The organism is Rhizobium sp. 18055 (assembly GCF_902706285.1).
In the GTDB taxonomy this organism is placed as follows: domain Bacteria; phylum Pseudomonadota; class Alphaproteobacteria; order Rhizobiales; family Rhizobiaceae; genus Rhizobium.
In genome coordinates, this window is the sequence record NZ_CACSKD010000004.1 from 224,627 (window position 1) to 238,486 (window position 13,860).

12 protein-coding genes and 1 other annotated feature are annotated in these 13,860 nt (G+C 56.0%); of the genes, 3 read left to right on the forward strand and 9 right to left on the reverse strand.

Features of this window, described 5'->3' with window-relative positions; translation table 11 throughout:
* The first annotated feature begins 146 nt into the window (after nt 1–146).
* Complete coding sequence (locus GVL52_RS09705; RefSeq protein ID WP_160006265.1) at nt 147–467, forward strand: hypothetical protein; 321 nt, start codon at nt 147–149, stop codon at nt 465–467.
* Between the two features lie 202 nt (nt 468–669).
* Nucleotides 670–1,527, forward strand: a complete 858-nt coding sequence (locus GVL52_RS09710; protein ID WP_160006267.1) for a metallophosphoesterase family protein — start codon at nt 670–672, stop codon at nt 1,525–1,527.
* On the opposite strand, the gene GVL52_RS09715 is transcribed toward GVL52_RS09710, so the two are convergent.
* Nucleotides 1,491–2,531: an acyltransferase gene (locus GVL52_RS09715; protein WP_160006269.1), complete on the reverse strand. Its 1,041-nt coding sequence runs from the start codon at nt 2,529–2,531 to the stop codon at nt 1,491–1,493. The genes GVL52_RS09710 and GVL52_RS09715 overlap by 37 nt on opposite strands.
* 1 nt (nt 2,532) lies before the next feature.
* Nucleotides 2,533–2,589: a sequence feature (sul1 is cis-regulatory element that is thought to sense ions involved in sulfur or methionine metabolism; They are found in Alphaproteobacteria), on the reverse strand.
* Between the two features lie 230 nt (nt 2,590–2,819).
* Between GVL52_RS09715 and GVL52_RS09720 the strand changes: the two genes are divergently transcribed.
* Nucleotides 2,820–2,978, forward strand: coding sequence for a hypothetical protein (locus tag GVL52_RS09720; protein WP_160006271.1), 159 nt, complete (start codon nt 2,820–2,822; stop codon nt 2,976–2,978).
* Nucleotides 2,979–3,126: 148 nt separating this feature from the next.
* Here GVL52_RS09720 and GVL52_RS09725 read toward each other — a convergent pair whose 3' ends face one another.
* The 8 genes from GVL52_RS09725 to GVL52_RS09760 all read right to left on the reverse strand — a co-directional run bounded on the left by GVL52_RS09725 (nt 3,127) and on the right by GVL52_RS09760 (nt 13,723).
* Nucleotides 3,127–4,644: an oligosaccharide flippase family protein gene (locus tag GVL52_RS09725; RefSeq protein WP_160006273.1), complete on the reverse strand. Its 1,518-nt coding sequence runs from the start codon at nt 4,642–4,644 to the stop codon at nt 3,127–3,129.
* A gap of 177 nt (nt 4,645–4,821) precedes the next feature.
* Nucleotides 4,822–6,240: a hypothetical protein gene (locus GVL52_RS09730; RefSeq protein ID WP_160006275.1), complete on the reverse strand. Its 1,419-nt coding sequence runs from the start codon at nt 6,238–6,240 to the stop codon at nt 4,822–4,824.
* A 1-nt stretch (nt 6,241) separates the two neighbouring features.
* Nucleotides 6,242–7,534 carry a glycosyltransferase gene (locus GVL52_RS09735; RefSeq protein ID WP_244619132.1) on the reverse strand — a complete coding sequence of 431 codons (1,293 nt, stop codon included), beginning with the start codon at nt 7,532–7,534 and terminating at the stop codon, nt 6,242–6,244.
* A 168-nt stretch (nt 7,535–7,702) separates the two neighbouring features.
* Entirely contained in the window at nt 7,703–7,954 is a 252-nt protein-coding gene (locus GVL52_RS09740) for a KTSC domain-containing protein (RefSeq protein ID WP_306440359.1), read from the reverse strand.
* A gap of 94 nt (nt 7,955–8,048) precedes the next feature.
* The gene (locus GVL52_RS09745; RefSeq protein ID WP_160006279.1) at nt 8,049–8,885 is read right to left on the reverse strand and encodes a glycoside hydrolase family 16 protein; all 837 of its coding nucleotides are present in this window, start codon (nt 8,883–8,885) and stop codon (nt 8,049–8,051) included.
* 27 nt (nt 8,886–8,912) lie between these two features.
* Entirely contained in the window at nt 8,913–10,046 is a 1,134-nt protein-coding gene (locus GVL52_RS09750) for a glycosyltransferase family 4 protein (RefSeq protein WP_160006281.1), read from the reverse strand.
* 261 nt (nt 10,047–10,307) lie between these two features.
* Nucleotides 10,308–12,617 carry a polysaccharide biosynthesis tyrosine autokinase gene (locus GVL52_RS09755; RefSeq protein ID WP_244619133.1) on the reverse strand — a complete coding sequence of 770 codons (2,310 nt, stop codon included), beginning with the start codon at nt 12,615–12,617 and terminating at the stop codon, nt 10,308–10,310.
* Nucleotides 12,614–13,723, reverse strand: coding sequence for a glycosyltransferase family 1 protein (locus GVL52_RS09760; RefSeq protein ID WP_160006283.1), 1,110 nt, complete (start codon nt 13,721–13,723; stop codon nt 12,614–12,616). The genes GVL52_RS09755 and GVL52_RS09760 overlap by 4 nt, the downstream gene beginning before the upstream one ends.
* Nucleotides 13,724–13,860 lie beyond the last annotated feature (137 nt).

Consider the following 13,860-nt stretch of genomic DNA (forward strand, 5'->3'; position numbering starts at 1 on the left):
AAACGATCGTGCGTCGTTAAACAGGCAATCGCGACCTAGGCCAGATGTCGCACCGAAATCATAGTCTCCCGGTTTGAGCCATAGGCTACGGAACTTCGCAGGCACTGCGGAAGTAGGGAGCATTTTCATCGTGGGAGACGTCCACAATGCCCGCTCTTCAGGCGACAACTGTCGCATCCCTGTTTGCAGCATCGATGATGACAACGCCCAACCCGACTGTCGCCACTTTCAAGGGTCAGCAGGGCGTGTGCGCCATCGTCCAGATCCAGGACGCGCTGGAATTGATGTGCTTCAAGGTCAATGCCAGCGACTGGGTTCGATCGCCTTACCCTATTGGCGCTTTCAGTCCCGACAGTAGCCGACTTTGCCTCGTTGAGCAGTCCGGCAATATCTGCAGGCCGCTGAGCGTCACCTTTCCGCTATTGCCGAAGACCGGCCGCTTCGTCGAAACGGCGTCTTCGGGCTGAGCTATGTCTGCGTGCCCGGTTATCGACATCGTGATGACAGACGACCGTGGCTCGCTTTCCACGATATGCCTGTTAACAGTGGACACGGCGCGCACTATCGGTTGAGCGCGCATACGCCACTTGGTTTCGGTTGCAAACTCTCATAGGTTTCGTGAGGCTGGACCCGTGAGCCGGGCATTGAGTCAAGAACGAAGCGAGATAGATGCTGAAGGCAGCAAGACGTTTTCTGAGCCGAATGTCCGTAGGGAAGCAACAACCGGGCCACAGGCGTCAACACCTTGACATCGCCGGCCAGGACTATGTTGCAATCTACGCCATTGGTGACGTTCACGGCTGTCACGACAAGCTCGTGCTGGCCTGTAACGCAATCTCTGCAGATGCAAGCGCCCAGAAGGGGAGGACGCTTGCCATCTTTCTGGGGGACTATGTCGATCGCGGCATGCAGTCGAAATCGGTTCTCAACTATATCACCAACAGCGGAAGTTTCGATTTTGGCTGTCTCTTTCTTTGCGGCAATCACGACGAAGCGTTTTTGAACTTCTGCCGTGATCCCGGCCGGTCGCTTTCATGGCTTGATCTTGGTGGCCGCGAAACGCTGATGTCGTATGGTATCGACGCGGACCACATGCTGAATTCGGCCGGTGGCATCGCTTCGCTGAGCGAAGCTGTCGCCCAGGTCGTGCCGGCCAGACATCTGGAGTTCATCGAGAACCTGCCGGTGCTTGCGAAAATCGGCCAGAACGTCTTCGTCCATGCCGGGATTCGCCCAGGCGTTCCACTCGCTCAACAAAGCGACCGGGACCTGATGTGGATTCGGGAGCCATTTCTGTCGCGTGGTCCTGAATTGGACCTCACGGTCGTTCACGGGCACACGGTGAGCGAAGAGCCGGCTTTTGGCCGCAATCGTATTGGGATAGACACAGGTGCCTATGAATCCGGCCGGCTGACTGTCATGCGCATGACGGGGTCGGAGATATCGTTCCTGGCGCCGACCTCAGCCCGTGATCCTTCACCACCGATCTTTCAATCGGTTGCAAGTCTGCGCCTGAATGGCCAGTGAAGATGTCGGACCCGCTCGATAAGGGCCGCCGCGATGAAAGTGACAGCCACAAGTGCGAGATAATAGAATGGCGAACTCAGTCGTTCGGGGTCAACTCCCATTTCGGCTGAAATGACGTGACTTGCAATCAGTATTGGAAAATGGACGAGGTAAATCCAGAGGCTTAGCCGCCCCAGCGATATGCTGATGCGCGCGAGCCACGCCGGCGCGGTCGCGCGCGCCGCCATCAGCATGATCAGCGGCGTTCCGAACAGAAACAGAAACAAACCGATATATTTTACAGTCAGGAACATAAACCCGAGCGCTATCGCCCAAACGACCACGGCAGGAATTTTCAACATGGTCGGCCGCTGGCTGAACGAATACAGCAGCATCCCGACACAAAAGCCGAAGACACAGCGCGGCAGGCCAGCCCAGTAATTCTCCGCGAGGTAGCCAAGATTGGCTGACTTGGCTGAGATTGCCATCAGGCAATAGGCCGCGGCGCAAAGGGCAGAAAGCGCCGCAATCCGCCTCCAGTCCGTCAACAGCCTGTGGCCGACGGCATAGAGGCAGAGCACGTATAGCTCGCACAGGATCGCCCATGTCGGCCAGTTGAACGGCGTAACGAGAGGACTTGGCGCATCCATGGCGGGCAGGAGAATGAGATTCGGGACAAGCGCATGCACAATGGAAGTCGGTGTCCAGACAAAATGCGAAGCGCTCGGAAATGACCATATCAGCCAGGCGCCAGCGAGCAGCGCTATGCAATAGATAGGGTAAACGGTCAGCAGTTTCCTCCGGAAATAGGCAAGTGGTGTAATCTGCGTCTGGGCAAAGGCGGCCGCAGCCAGGAAACCCTCCGTCGCGAAGAAATAATCGATTGCCAACTGTCCCTGAGGGACGAGACGGTCATACATGCCGTCGGACCAGTGATTGAGCAGGATTGTCAAAGGAACAAGCACGCGCAATCCTTCGATTGCCGGATACTTAGAATTTTCGTTCATGAAAAATACAACAATCAATCGTTGTCCGGCGGATCGGCGGCCAGAAGAGCCACCCGGGTTCTCACCGGGATCCAGAGCGAGTGCCTTATGCTATCAGGTGCAGAATGATATTAAAATTGAAGCCGAAATATACTTTAGATGTATCGGGTTAACCCCTGGCGGATATTTCGCGGCCGCTTTGGGTAACCGACCCATCGACAGCCAGTTATTGACAAAACCTTAAATCCGGGCCAAGCGAACGTGAGATATTAGGAACTTGTTAACGCGCCGGCGTTAACTTCGGGGCATCCAGGGCCCCCGACATTCATGAGCCAGAAATCCATGTCGCTGAGATTGAAATCGCTGCTTACGCTCACAATCGTATCGGCAGGACTATGGATCGGCATCCTTGCCGTCGGCCACTCGATCTACCCGAATGCCGCTGGCGGCAACATCGATCAGGGTTTCACCGCAGGCGTTCGCTGAAAAGTGAGCCAGATTATGCCGGTTTAAAACGTACTTTCTGAAGCAATACTGACCAGCTGTGCTGCTTTTGAGATCGCGGATCGGTGTGTTGCAACAAGGCACATGTTCCCGAGGGGCGGCTCGGAGCCACAGCAGATTTCTCATTCAGTCAAGACAGGCGCGTGCCGGCTGCAAACCGACCATTGCCGGTGACGGCAGATATCACCGTCGCTTCAGCGCTGTCAGGGCGCCCGCATGCAAACCATATCAGTATGCTCAGGATTGCGAAGCTGATCGTAAGGGTCAGGCCTGATGCAAGAATGAAGGTGAAGAGTTTCAGGCCATCGGCGCTGTCGGGTACCGGATGAGCCAAGGCTACATAGATACCATAGGCGCCCGCAAGAGCGAGGGCTGGGCGCGCAAATGTCTTGATCTGTGTCCAGAGGTCCAGTGCGATCATTTGCTTTACGCTCCATATCGCAACGGCGAGAATGAAGGCGGCGCTGACCGCCTGTGCGATGATGGCGCCCTTGATGCCCATAAGATATATGCCGACCGCCACCAGCGGGATTTTGACAGCGCATTCGACGGCCATTCGCAATGTGACGAAGCGGACCTGGTTCACCCTCAGCGCCAAGGGCGCTAGTGCGACCACCGGAATAGTCAGAATGTTCGTCAATGCCACCCAGGACAGAATCTGGGCCGCACCGCGCCATTTGTCGCCGAACGCAAACTGCAGAAGTTCGTCCGAAAGCGTCCCGGTCACCAGAAACACCGGGCCCAGGACCAGCATGTAGCAGCCAACCAGCTTGATATAGAATTGGCGCAACGCTTCGTCCGATGACTGCGCAGCCAGTGCTGCAACCACCGGCTTGACCAACGGTTGCGCAATCGCCTGATGTGGAATGGATGCGATGTCGCCGGCAAACGCAAACTGGCCGAAGGCTGCCGTGTCGATAAAGCGCGGGAGCATAAGGCGCTCGGCCTGCCAGTTGAGCGCCGATATCAACTGCGCCAGGCTATGCCATCCAACGATTTCCGAAAAATATCGCCAGGAGGACAGAGTGAGCCTGGGTCGCAGCGGCACGAACCAGTAGGAGAGCATCATTGCGACCAATGGGCTGGTGAGCGTGGCGGCAGCGATCGCCCAGGGGCTCTGGTAGATTGCGGCGATCGTCAGCGCTGTCAAAAGCGCGCAGCTTTTGCCGAGGATGTCGATCGCGAAGTCCCGTCGAAAATCAAACCGCTTTGCAAATATGATCAGGCGCGGATTGACGAGGCCGCGCATGATCGGAGCGAAGGCGAGCCCTATCGTCAGCGCGGTCAGGGCATTCTCGTTGTAGAACCACGCAATTGGATGGGCCAAAGCAACCATTGTCACGGCAATCAGGCATCCGCGCAGAGCGCCGAGCGTAAATGCCGTGTCAAACATCGCATCGGTTGGCTGCTCAAACCGCAGCAAAGCGGCGGCGAGCGGCAGGTCGAGCACCGCCTCGACGATCATCACCCAGGTCATGGCAATTGCCACGGTACCAACGTCGTTCGGTGAGAGAAAATGCGCCAGGAAGATGAAGGTCAGCAGGTCAACCAGTTTGCCACCGACTTTGCCCGCGATCGCCCATAGGCCACCGATTGAGGCTTTGCCCGAAAGATTCTTGGCACTGTTTGCTTTGTCGTTCGGACGCATGACTTTTAACTCGAACCTACGATCAATTCTACACACCCGGCGGGCGAAATATCGAACTAAAAAACGGTTGCCAGCCGAATTCGGTGATTGGGCCAAGTCCCAAGAGTTCTGCGAACAAGGCCACCTGCTCCCTATGGCTGCTCGCATCCGTCCAGGTGCAATATCGACTGCTTCAAACTATCCATTGACCAGAGAACCCTTTGCCATCTCGCGGTGCCGGTCGTTGACGGTGCTCGACAGCGCCATCGCAAAGAGAAACGCATTGAACGTCCCAAAATCGGGGGTGGTGGCGGCAAGAACAGACGTGGCAAATGGAGCAACAAACGACCATCGGGCGCCATGCAAGTATGCCGCAGAATTTGCGTCGCCGCGGGGCAGGGGTCGCAGCAAGGTTACTGCAAGGAAGCCATAATAGAGCAGGCCGCCAAGAAGGCCGACATTGCTCAGCAGCGAGACGACAGAATTGGACGCGCGCGTTCCGCCGAGACCAACTCCAAGGCCATTGCTGTCGAGGAACGCCTGCCAGGAGACCGATGTCCAGGTGCCTCGTTCCTCGAAAGAACTCGTGGTGTTTTTCTGAAGGATCGTCTCGTCCAGCATGGTCAGCAGCGGCGTCCAGATCGAGGCGTCGATCACGGTGACGAGGCAGACAACCACGACGAGCGTCGTGAGAACCAGCAATTCCCCGATCATGCCCCTTCTGAGGCTACTACCCCTGGCGATTGCCGCGCCGCGCCATAGCCACTCAAGGCCGGCCGCAGCAAAGAATACGAACAGGCCGACATATGCGGCCGAAGATGTGGAAAGCCACACGAACACAAGCAGAAAAACGATCAGCACTTTGAACCGTGTCGCGCTGATGCCGACGTCGGCACTTGCGCTGCGGAAAAAATAGATGGCCGATAAAAAGCCGACCGTAACGCTGCCAAAAGCCGAGGCCTCTGGCATCAGCCCGACGATGCGTTTTGCGCCAAGGATCTCCGCATCGGTCAACAGCGAGTATGTGGCTGTTCTGAAAGGTTCAAGAAACGCTCCGAGCGGCACGTATTGATTGGCAAAATCCAGGCCCCCGGTGACAACAAGAACGGTGGCGCCGATGTAGAGCGCCCTGAGCGTATGTGCGCGGGCAGCAGGGCTGCGAAGGACATAGGCGAACGCGCAGACTGTCAGGACCGAAATGGTCATGTAGCACAGCTGTGAAATATTCTGGCTCGTCGGCTCAAGATAGACGACGGCCGTCACGAGGTCGAGTTTCAATGGAATGACTTCGACCTTGCGCGCAAGAAGCCGCGGCATGAATACCGTCGTGAACAGGGCGACCAGCCAAAACGCCAGAAGCAACGTCAGCCGTTGCGGGCGAACGACCAGCGAAACCAGATAATCCAGCCCCTTCAGGGACAGGAAAACCCGGGCAATAAGCAGAAGCCCGGCCATCGGTGCCGGCGTAAACGTCATGCCGGCCGAGATCGCCGGCGGAACCACGGCGAACGCACCGAAGGGCATTGACAGAAACAGGAGGTAGATGATCGCCACCGGACCGCGAATGACGCAGAGCACGGCGGCAATCCAGAAGATTATGATCGGCAGTGAATCCACGTCAGTTCAAGCTGTTGGGATTAAGGGGCAGCGGAAAATGGGTGATCACGGCGCTGCCTTGAACGCCATCCCGGGTTCGTGAACGTGACGGCGCCAGTTCCGATGTTTCGAGAACGCCGTTGATGAAATTCGAAAGCTCCTGACGGAACCGCGTCGCGCTGAAGAGCTGCGCGTGTCGGCGGATCTCCTCGGCATCGAACAGGTGCTCGGCCGCCTCGAAGGCAAGCATCGCCTGGCTGAGCGACTGGGCGGTTTGTTCATAGAAAAACATACCGGTCTTGCGATCGACCACGGTCTCCAAAGCTCCGCCGCGCCCGTAGGCTATGACCGGCCGTCCGCTCGCCATGGCCTCCAACGGCACAATGCCGAAGTCTTCCATTCCAGGGTAGAGCAATGCCTTGCAGTGAGAGAAGTGATATTCCATCGTCGCATCATCAACCTTTTCCAGGAATGTGATGGTCGGTCCGGCCGCTGCCTTCAACTGCTTGCTTGCACCTGAGCCGAGGACGACAAGCTTGCGTCCGAGCGCGGTGCATGCTTCGACGGCGACCTCGACCTTCTTGTAAGGCGTGATCTGGCCAGCACAGAGATAGAAGTCATCGACGTCGCGGGAGATCGAAAATCGCTCGACGCTGACGGGTGGATGAATAACGGCGGAATCCCGTCGGTAATATTTTCGGATACGCCTTGCGACGAAGGCGGAATTGGCAATGAAGTGATCGACGCGTGTCGCACTCGCGAGGTCCCACTGCCGCAACCACGGGAATGTCAGCTGCATGACCATGCGCGCGAGACGGCCCGAATTGCTCAGATACTGATGCGACAAGTCCCAGAGGTAGCGCATCGGCGAGTGGCAGTAGCAAATGTGGACGGCGTCGGGCCGGGTAACGATTGATTTTGCCGGGCCTGCCTCGCTCGATATGACAAGGTCATAGCCGGTCAGATCGAAGGATTCGAGCGCGAAGGGCATGAGCGGCAGCATTTTTTGATAATGCTTGGCGCCGCCCAGCTTCTGCAGGAACGACGTCTTAATCGGATGCATTAAAATGGTGTCCGAAATGGCCTTGCGGTCTAGGACGAGCGTAAAAATATCCGCCTGCGGAAAGATGCGGCAAATTTCTTCCACCACTTTCTCGCCTCCGCGCATTCCAACAAACCAGTAGTGAACAATTGCGACTTTCACTTGCTCCCCCGAATCCACGATAAATTGAACAGCTGATGAAGCCAAAGAGATGAGATGCAACGTTACACGGAAGAAGAAAGTTAACAAGTATTTAATGATCTGAAACTGCATATAAATACTTAGGTGATCAATATAATTGGAAATACTGCATTTTTAAATTGTGCCTAAAATCGATTTGAAGCAGAATATCCGTTGAAATATAAGAATTTTGCGCAAGTGAGATCGACCGGCGACCCGAAAATGCAGCCTCGGCCTTTAATATAGTTGTTACTATGAGTTTTAAATCGGAAGATACTTCCCGCGGATCTGGCTTGCATAAAAGCGGCCAGGTGAGCGTGCCTGGGTCAATTGGGTTACAACGGATTCCGGCACAGACTGATAGTCTCGTCTCTGCCCGTTGGAGAGAAACACGCGAAGCTTCCCCGTCGCTTTGTTGTACGTGATCGCATCAATCAACTTCGAGTTCAGGGTCGCTTCCATTGTGCCCCCGCGAGATATTGCGCGGTCGTAGTTTAATATAGATAGCTTCATTTGCAAACCGATACTGCGTCGAAACAGAACGCAATTGTCGATTCATGGAAATTGTTGTCGAGATATCAGGCGCTAGATCGGAATATATATAAACCTACTGGTTAATGGAGCATTTTTCTTTTTCTTCGTCTGACTTAAACTTGTAAGCATGGATATAGTCGATTGCCATAACCGATGGGTTCGGCGTCTTGTCGATCGGCCAGCCAGATCCCAATGCAAGGTTAGCCATCAGCAAAAGCGGCATTTTATGTTCGACCGGTGTTTTTACTTTCCATATTTCCTTTCTGTCCAAGTAGTAGGTGATATTCTCGGGATCCACCTGCGCGCCATAGACATGAAATTCGTCTGACAGGCTCCCCGGCTTGACCGACGTGCTGTGCAGCTCGTGGTCGCTACGCACCGGATTTTTATGCCAAATGTGGTATGCAGACTGGAAAGCCTCGGGCGAGTGGCCGTAATATTCAATGATATCGACTTCGAGGCTTGGCTCCTTGCGGTTGCGTGGTTCGCTGGTTCCGAGCCAGAACGCCGGCCACACGCCAGGGCCCGATGGCATCTTGGCCCTGATCTCGAAATAGCCATACTGAAGCGCAAAGCCTTTTTCCTGAGGATCGGCCGATGCAATCAGGCCCGAGCGCCAGTTGCCCTCGGTATCTTTCCTGGCAGTGATCGATAAAATGCCGTCCTTGGCCGTGAACGGGAAGCCGTCCTGAGGATCGGTAAATTGTGCGTCGCCGAAATCACCAGCCCACGGGGTGTGTGCGATCCAGCGCTTGTCTCCGATATCCCACGCCGATATGCTGAGATCGTTGAAATCGTCGGTAAACGCGCGCTCCAACGGGCAAAGATCAAGCTCGCCACCTTCCGCATGCGCCTGAACCGCTGTCAGCAGGGCAACAAGAAACACGAAACCAAGATTGCGCCTACGCATCACATTTCTCCATGGTTTTCTACCGGCCTAAGTCCTGACAACACTTCGATTGAGAACGTCACTGGTCAGTTCGACGTGCCGGCAGATATACCGGTCGCATCCAATCTCGCCGGACGTCGCGCGTGTTTGTGCTGCCAGCGCCAGCCGCTCTCGCAGCTCCGGTTGCCCGCCGATGCGTCTGACTGCGGCCAGGATCGCGTCTGCATCATGCGGTGGAACGTAAACAACAGACTCGTCGTCGAAATAGCTGCGCAGCCCACCGGTATCGGTCGCCAAGATCGGCAGACCAAGCAGGGCTGCTTCCTGTACGACGGTAATACCGCTCGCGTGCATGTTGGGTTTCAACGGCACCAGCATCAGCGTTGATTCGGCAAAGAGTGCGCGCAGCTCGGTGTTGTTCGATACCGTGATGATGCGGATGTTCGGCGCATTTGTTGTGAGATGCCGCTTGGCACTGGATGATACAATCGTCAGCTCAAGCCCCGCTTGGTTGCCAAGTGCTCGAATAGCGGTCTTCCAATCACGGTCTCTATCGTTGCCGAGGCAGAGGACTTTAATCGGGCCACTGGTCTGTATTCTCAGCGGCTCTGGCCTCTCATTGGGGATGCCGAACAGTACCAGCTCGACTCGCGTTTTTGGGAAAAGTTCCCGCGCGATCCGGGCATTCTCTTCCGAATGAATGATCAGCACATCAAGGTCTTTTATCAGCCAACCGTAGATCCACCGGTGTACGAAGCTAAGCTTCTTCCAGTTGTCGAACAACCATACGGCTTGCCCTATCAGTCTTGGCCGCTTCTTCTCGTTACCCCTTAGGCGCAAAAGCGCCGCAACTGCGAGAAACTGGGATTCTGTATGCGTCCAGACCGCATCGGCACCCTTCATGAGATGTGCATTGCGCCAGGCGTGTATGAAGTCGAAGCCGAATAGAGATCTTACCGCCAGCCGCAGCATGCGCTGTCCAAACCATTCGGGCATTGCCTGCGAGAAGGTGACCCTGCAGCCCATCTTCTCGGCCCTGCTATATCCGTAGGGCGATGGATCGTTTATTCCAACCAGCGTTTTGTCGTCCCATTTGCGAGCCCATTCGCGCGCGTCCTGCGCCGTCGCCAGATGAACAAAGATCTCGATTTCCGGGTCTAGTTCATTGTCCGACAGAGACATGGCGCCCCTCCGCATGTGCAAAGCTGAAGCTGCCCTTCCACGCCCGGCGGACTGGGAATTTCTACTTGTTGCATCGGTCGCGCCGGAGAAATTCTCCTGCTTGGAACGTGATACATGTCCATGCTTTGAATAAAATTCCTGCATATCCCGCTTCTGCATTATATCTACTGGGTTAACCGCGCGTTGGCAGCGACAAAAGTGCAGATTACAGCATAATCTATTGCGCTATAACTGCGTTATAAACTTTCCGTTAACTATTAACTAGCTGTGATAGTAGCTGTTGTACCTGGGGTAGTAGTATTCCGAAGAACCGTAAGCATGATAGAGCTTCAGCTTTTTCGTATCCACCTTGTTCAGGATGGTGCCAACGCACTTGGCCGTGATGTCGCCTTCTGTCAGAAGCGCGCTCTTGACCACCCGGCGCGAAGTGCGGCCCCACTCGACAACAAAAACGAAACTGCCGATTTGAGGCGCAACGGCACGCGCATCGACCACAGGCCCCAAGGGCGGCAGATCCAGGACCACGTAGTCAAACTGCTTGGAAAGCTTTGTCAGCAGTGTTGTCATCGCCGGCGAGGCAAGCAGGTCAGCGGAATTGGGAATGCGCCGTTTGATGACCGATGGCAAAAACGCAAGACCGGTCTTGGGATCTTTAAGCAAGGCTTGCTCGAACGGGACACTGTCCATGACGACATCCACGAGTCCCACTTCCGCTTCGCTTCCAAGCAACCGGGTCGAGCCGGGATTTCTCAAGTCGGCATCGATCAGCACGACCTTCGCACCTTGTGACGCGAGCAGCGATGCGAAGTTGATCGCAATCGTCGATTTTCCTTCTCCGGGTAGCGCCGAGATAAAGCCGATCGGCTTTGCCTGCGCACTCATGGCGGCCAGGTCGATGGCGATCTTGGCGCTTCGAAGCGTTTCGGCAAACATCGACATCGGGTTGGAGGCAGCATACTCGGTGATGGAATTCAGCGACTGAATCTCCCGCTCGGCGGTCTCTTTTTCTTTCTGATCGTCTGCGACGTTGCGGGTGATTTTGCGCGATGTGATAATCGGTGAAGATCCAAGATACTCGATACCGAGTTCCTCGCGGACCTGTTCGGCAGTCCGGAAGAAGCGGTCGCGCATTTCACGCATGGCGCCGACACCGGTCCCAAAGAGCGCTCCGAGGAACGCGGAAATAGCGACAATAAGCGATTTCTGCGGATAGTTTGCCGACGTCGGCACTTCGGATTTTTCGATGACTCGCGCTTCCGTTACAGGGAAGGACTGCTCCTGGACGGATTCGTGATAGCGCTGAAGAAAGGTCTCGTGAAGCTTCTGGTAGGTATCGGACTGCCGCTCAAGCTCACGAAGCTGGACCTGGTTCTTGTTGGCCTCGGTCGCGACGCGTTCGGCTTCGCTGACGCTGTTTGAAAGTTCCCGCTCGCGCGCATCGGCGACCCCCAATTCGCTCTCGTAACTTTCGGCAATACGGGAAAGCTCGGCAAACATCAGCCGCTGATATTCGGCCATTTCCTGGCGAAGGCGCACGGCCTGATAGTGGTCGGGGCCAAAGCGGCTGGAAATATCGGCTTCCATTTTCGACGCCTGGAGATACTTGGTCCGCAGGTCGTTTGAGATTGCGCTTTGCAGCACCTCGGCGACGATGCCGTCGCTACTACCCTTGGCAAGGATCGCGTTGATCCTTTCAAGCCGCGCGCGCGCCTGAGCGACGTCGGACCGCGAAACGATGAGGGCGCTATTGAGCTCGGACAACTGCTGGTCACTGACAAGCTTGCCGTCGGATGTCACAAGGCCCTTCTGTTCCCGGAACATTTGTACGGCAAGGTCGGAATCGGTGGCGAGCTTGCCAAGATCTTCAATGCGTTCCTGGAGCCAGTTGCTCGCCCTGCGTGTTGCCTCGAACTTCGAGTTGAGCTTGTCGACCATGTACACATCAGCAAATGTGCTGGCGACCTGTTGCGACGTGGTGGGGGAGGGTGAGGTATAATAAAGCGTCAGAACATACGACCGCCCGACACGCGCGACCGACATATTTTGTTCAATGATCGATACGGCCTGGCGGCGCTTTTGGTCGAATGTCACTTCCGCCGGCTTTTCGGCGGAAACGAGACCCATAGCCTGGAAGACGCTACGCACCGAACCGATCATCTGGCGCAGAAGACCTTCCTTCTGCTGGGAAAGAAACGCCGCGTCCTGGGCCAGGTTGAGCTTATCGACAACCGCATAGGCAATGGCTTTTGACTTCAGCAGTTCGACTTCGCTGATCACCGAACTGTCATCTTCCAAGCTCGTGCCGATGGTCGTCAACTGGCCGACCAGCTTGCTTCCGTCCGCGCGGTCGATCAAGACGCTGGTCGAGGTGGTGTAGAGCGGTTGTGCGTTCATCGCATATAAAATGCCGATCACCACAAAAACGACGGTGAAGAGCGCGGCGATCCGCCACTGGCGCCGCACGATAGCAAAAAAGTGCTCGATATGGGCTGTTTCACTGTTATTCGGCTCGCGCGGCGTTAGCTTTTCCAGCCGCTGCGAAAGGATAGACTTGCGTATGGTCTCGTTCACTGAGAGCTCCTATCCGCGCGCCTGTCCATCAACAGGTCAAGCAACGCCTTGGCGGATCGATCCCACGAAAAAAGCGCCGCGCGATCCTTGCCCTTACGGGCGTATGTCGCAGCCATTTCCCGGTCCTCGACCAGCATTGTGATTTGTGAGGCCCAGTCCTTTGGGCTGTAGGGGTCTGCTAGGAGCGCCGCATCGCCGCAAACCTCTGGCAAAGCACCACAGGGCGCGATGATTGCCGGGCAGCCAAGGGCCATCGCCTCGAGCGGCATCAGGCCAAACCCCTCGGTCAATGAAGGACAGGCAAAGCACGTTGCGCTCTGAAGCAGGCCTTTCAACTCTTCGTCGCTGACCCTGCCGAGGAAGCGGACATTTGGCGGTATCTGCTCGCCAATGGCCGTGAAGTCAGCAGCTGTCGCACTCCCGAATAGCGCCAGCGTGTGTCCGCTCAGTTGCGGATCGGCAAATGCCCGAAGCAGAACGGCGATATTCTTGTGCGGCAACGTGTTGGAAAGCGAGACCGTATAGGTGCCTGGCGCCAGGCCGAACTTCGAAACCGCATCCTCATCCGTATCGGACTCGAGCACGTGATCGCAGCCATTCGGAATGCAGCTGATCTTCTGTCGATTGACGACATGGAGCGAAACCAGTTCGTTAAGCGAATATTGAGAAACGGTGACGATGCGGCGATGCAGACGGCCGATCACCGGATGTGCAAATTTGTACCAGATCCGAAACCCCAGACCATAGGATTTCGGTGCGGTGTAGACCTGTGCGTCGTGTAGCATGGTAATGGCATCGCGCTTCAGCAGCGGAGCGCCGTTGCACAGGCTCAGAAGCGTGCCATCCTTTGATGCCCTCAACAGATCCAGCTGTTCCCAGGCCTGTCCGCGCCGTGCTCCAACCTGCCGCGCGCCGATCACCTGCAGGTTGGGTATCGCCACTGCACCAGGCGGATGAAGAATTTCGATATTGAGATATGGTAGGCCCGCAGACTTGAGCTGTTCGAGCTGGCGGTCGAGCCCCTTGATCATTTCCAGCGCGACGCGTTGCACGCCTGTTAGCCGGGCGCTCAAGAACCTGCCGTTTATGTAAATCGGCCGCTCCATGTTCACCATCCTAGGAACCGCCGCCGGAAAAGCGCCTCCAGTAAGCCAAAGACAGGTTCATTGCATGTTGTGTTATACATCGCAGCAATCTTACTTCCTGACACGATACAAGGGAGCCTCTGCTGGAAGCTTCATAA

What these genes read in the sequence shown, in the direction of transcription:
- GVL52_RS09750 (WP_160006281.1), bottom strand. Translation starts at nt 10,046, where the DNA reads ATGTCTCTGTCGGACAATGAACTAGACCCGGAAATCGAGATCTTTGTT.
- GVL52_RS09745 (WP_160006279.1), bottom strand. Translation starts at nt 8,885, where the DNA reads ATGCGTAGGCGCAATCTTGGTTTCGTGTTTCTTGTTGCCCTGCTGACA.
- GVL52_RS09710 (WP_160006267.1), top strand. Translation starts at nt 670, where the DNA reads ATGCTGAAGGCAGCAAGACGTTTTCTGAGCCGAATGTCCGTAGGGAAG.
- GVL52_RS09740 (WP_306440359.1), bottom strand. Translation starts at nt 7,954, where the DNA reads ATGAAGCTATCTATATTAAACTACGACCGCGCAATATCTCGCGGGGGC.
- GVL52_RS09725 (WP_160006273.1), bottom strand. Translation starts at nt 4,644, where the DNA reads ATGCGTCCGAACGACAAAGCAAACAGTGCCAAGAATCTTTCGGGCAAA.
- GVL52_RS09735 (WP_244619132.1), bottom strand. Translation starts at nt 7,534, where the DNA reads ATGCAGTTTCAGATCATTAAATACTTGTTAACTTTCTTCTTCCGTGTA.
- GVL52_RS09720 (WP_160006271.1), top strand. Translation starts at nt 2,820, where the DNA reads ATGAGCCAGAAATCCATGTCGCTGAGATTGAAATCGCTGCTTACGCTC.
- GVL52_RS09705 (WP_160006265.1), top strand. Translation starts at nt 147, where the DNA reads ATGCCCGCTCTTCAGGCGACAACTGTCGCATCCCTGTTTGCAGCATCG.
- GVL52_RS09760 (WP_160006283.1), bottom strand. Translation starts at nt 13,723, where the DNA reads ATGGAGCGGCCGATTTACATAAACGGCAGGTTCTTGAGCGCCCGGCTA.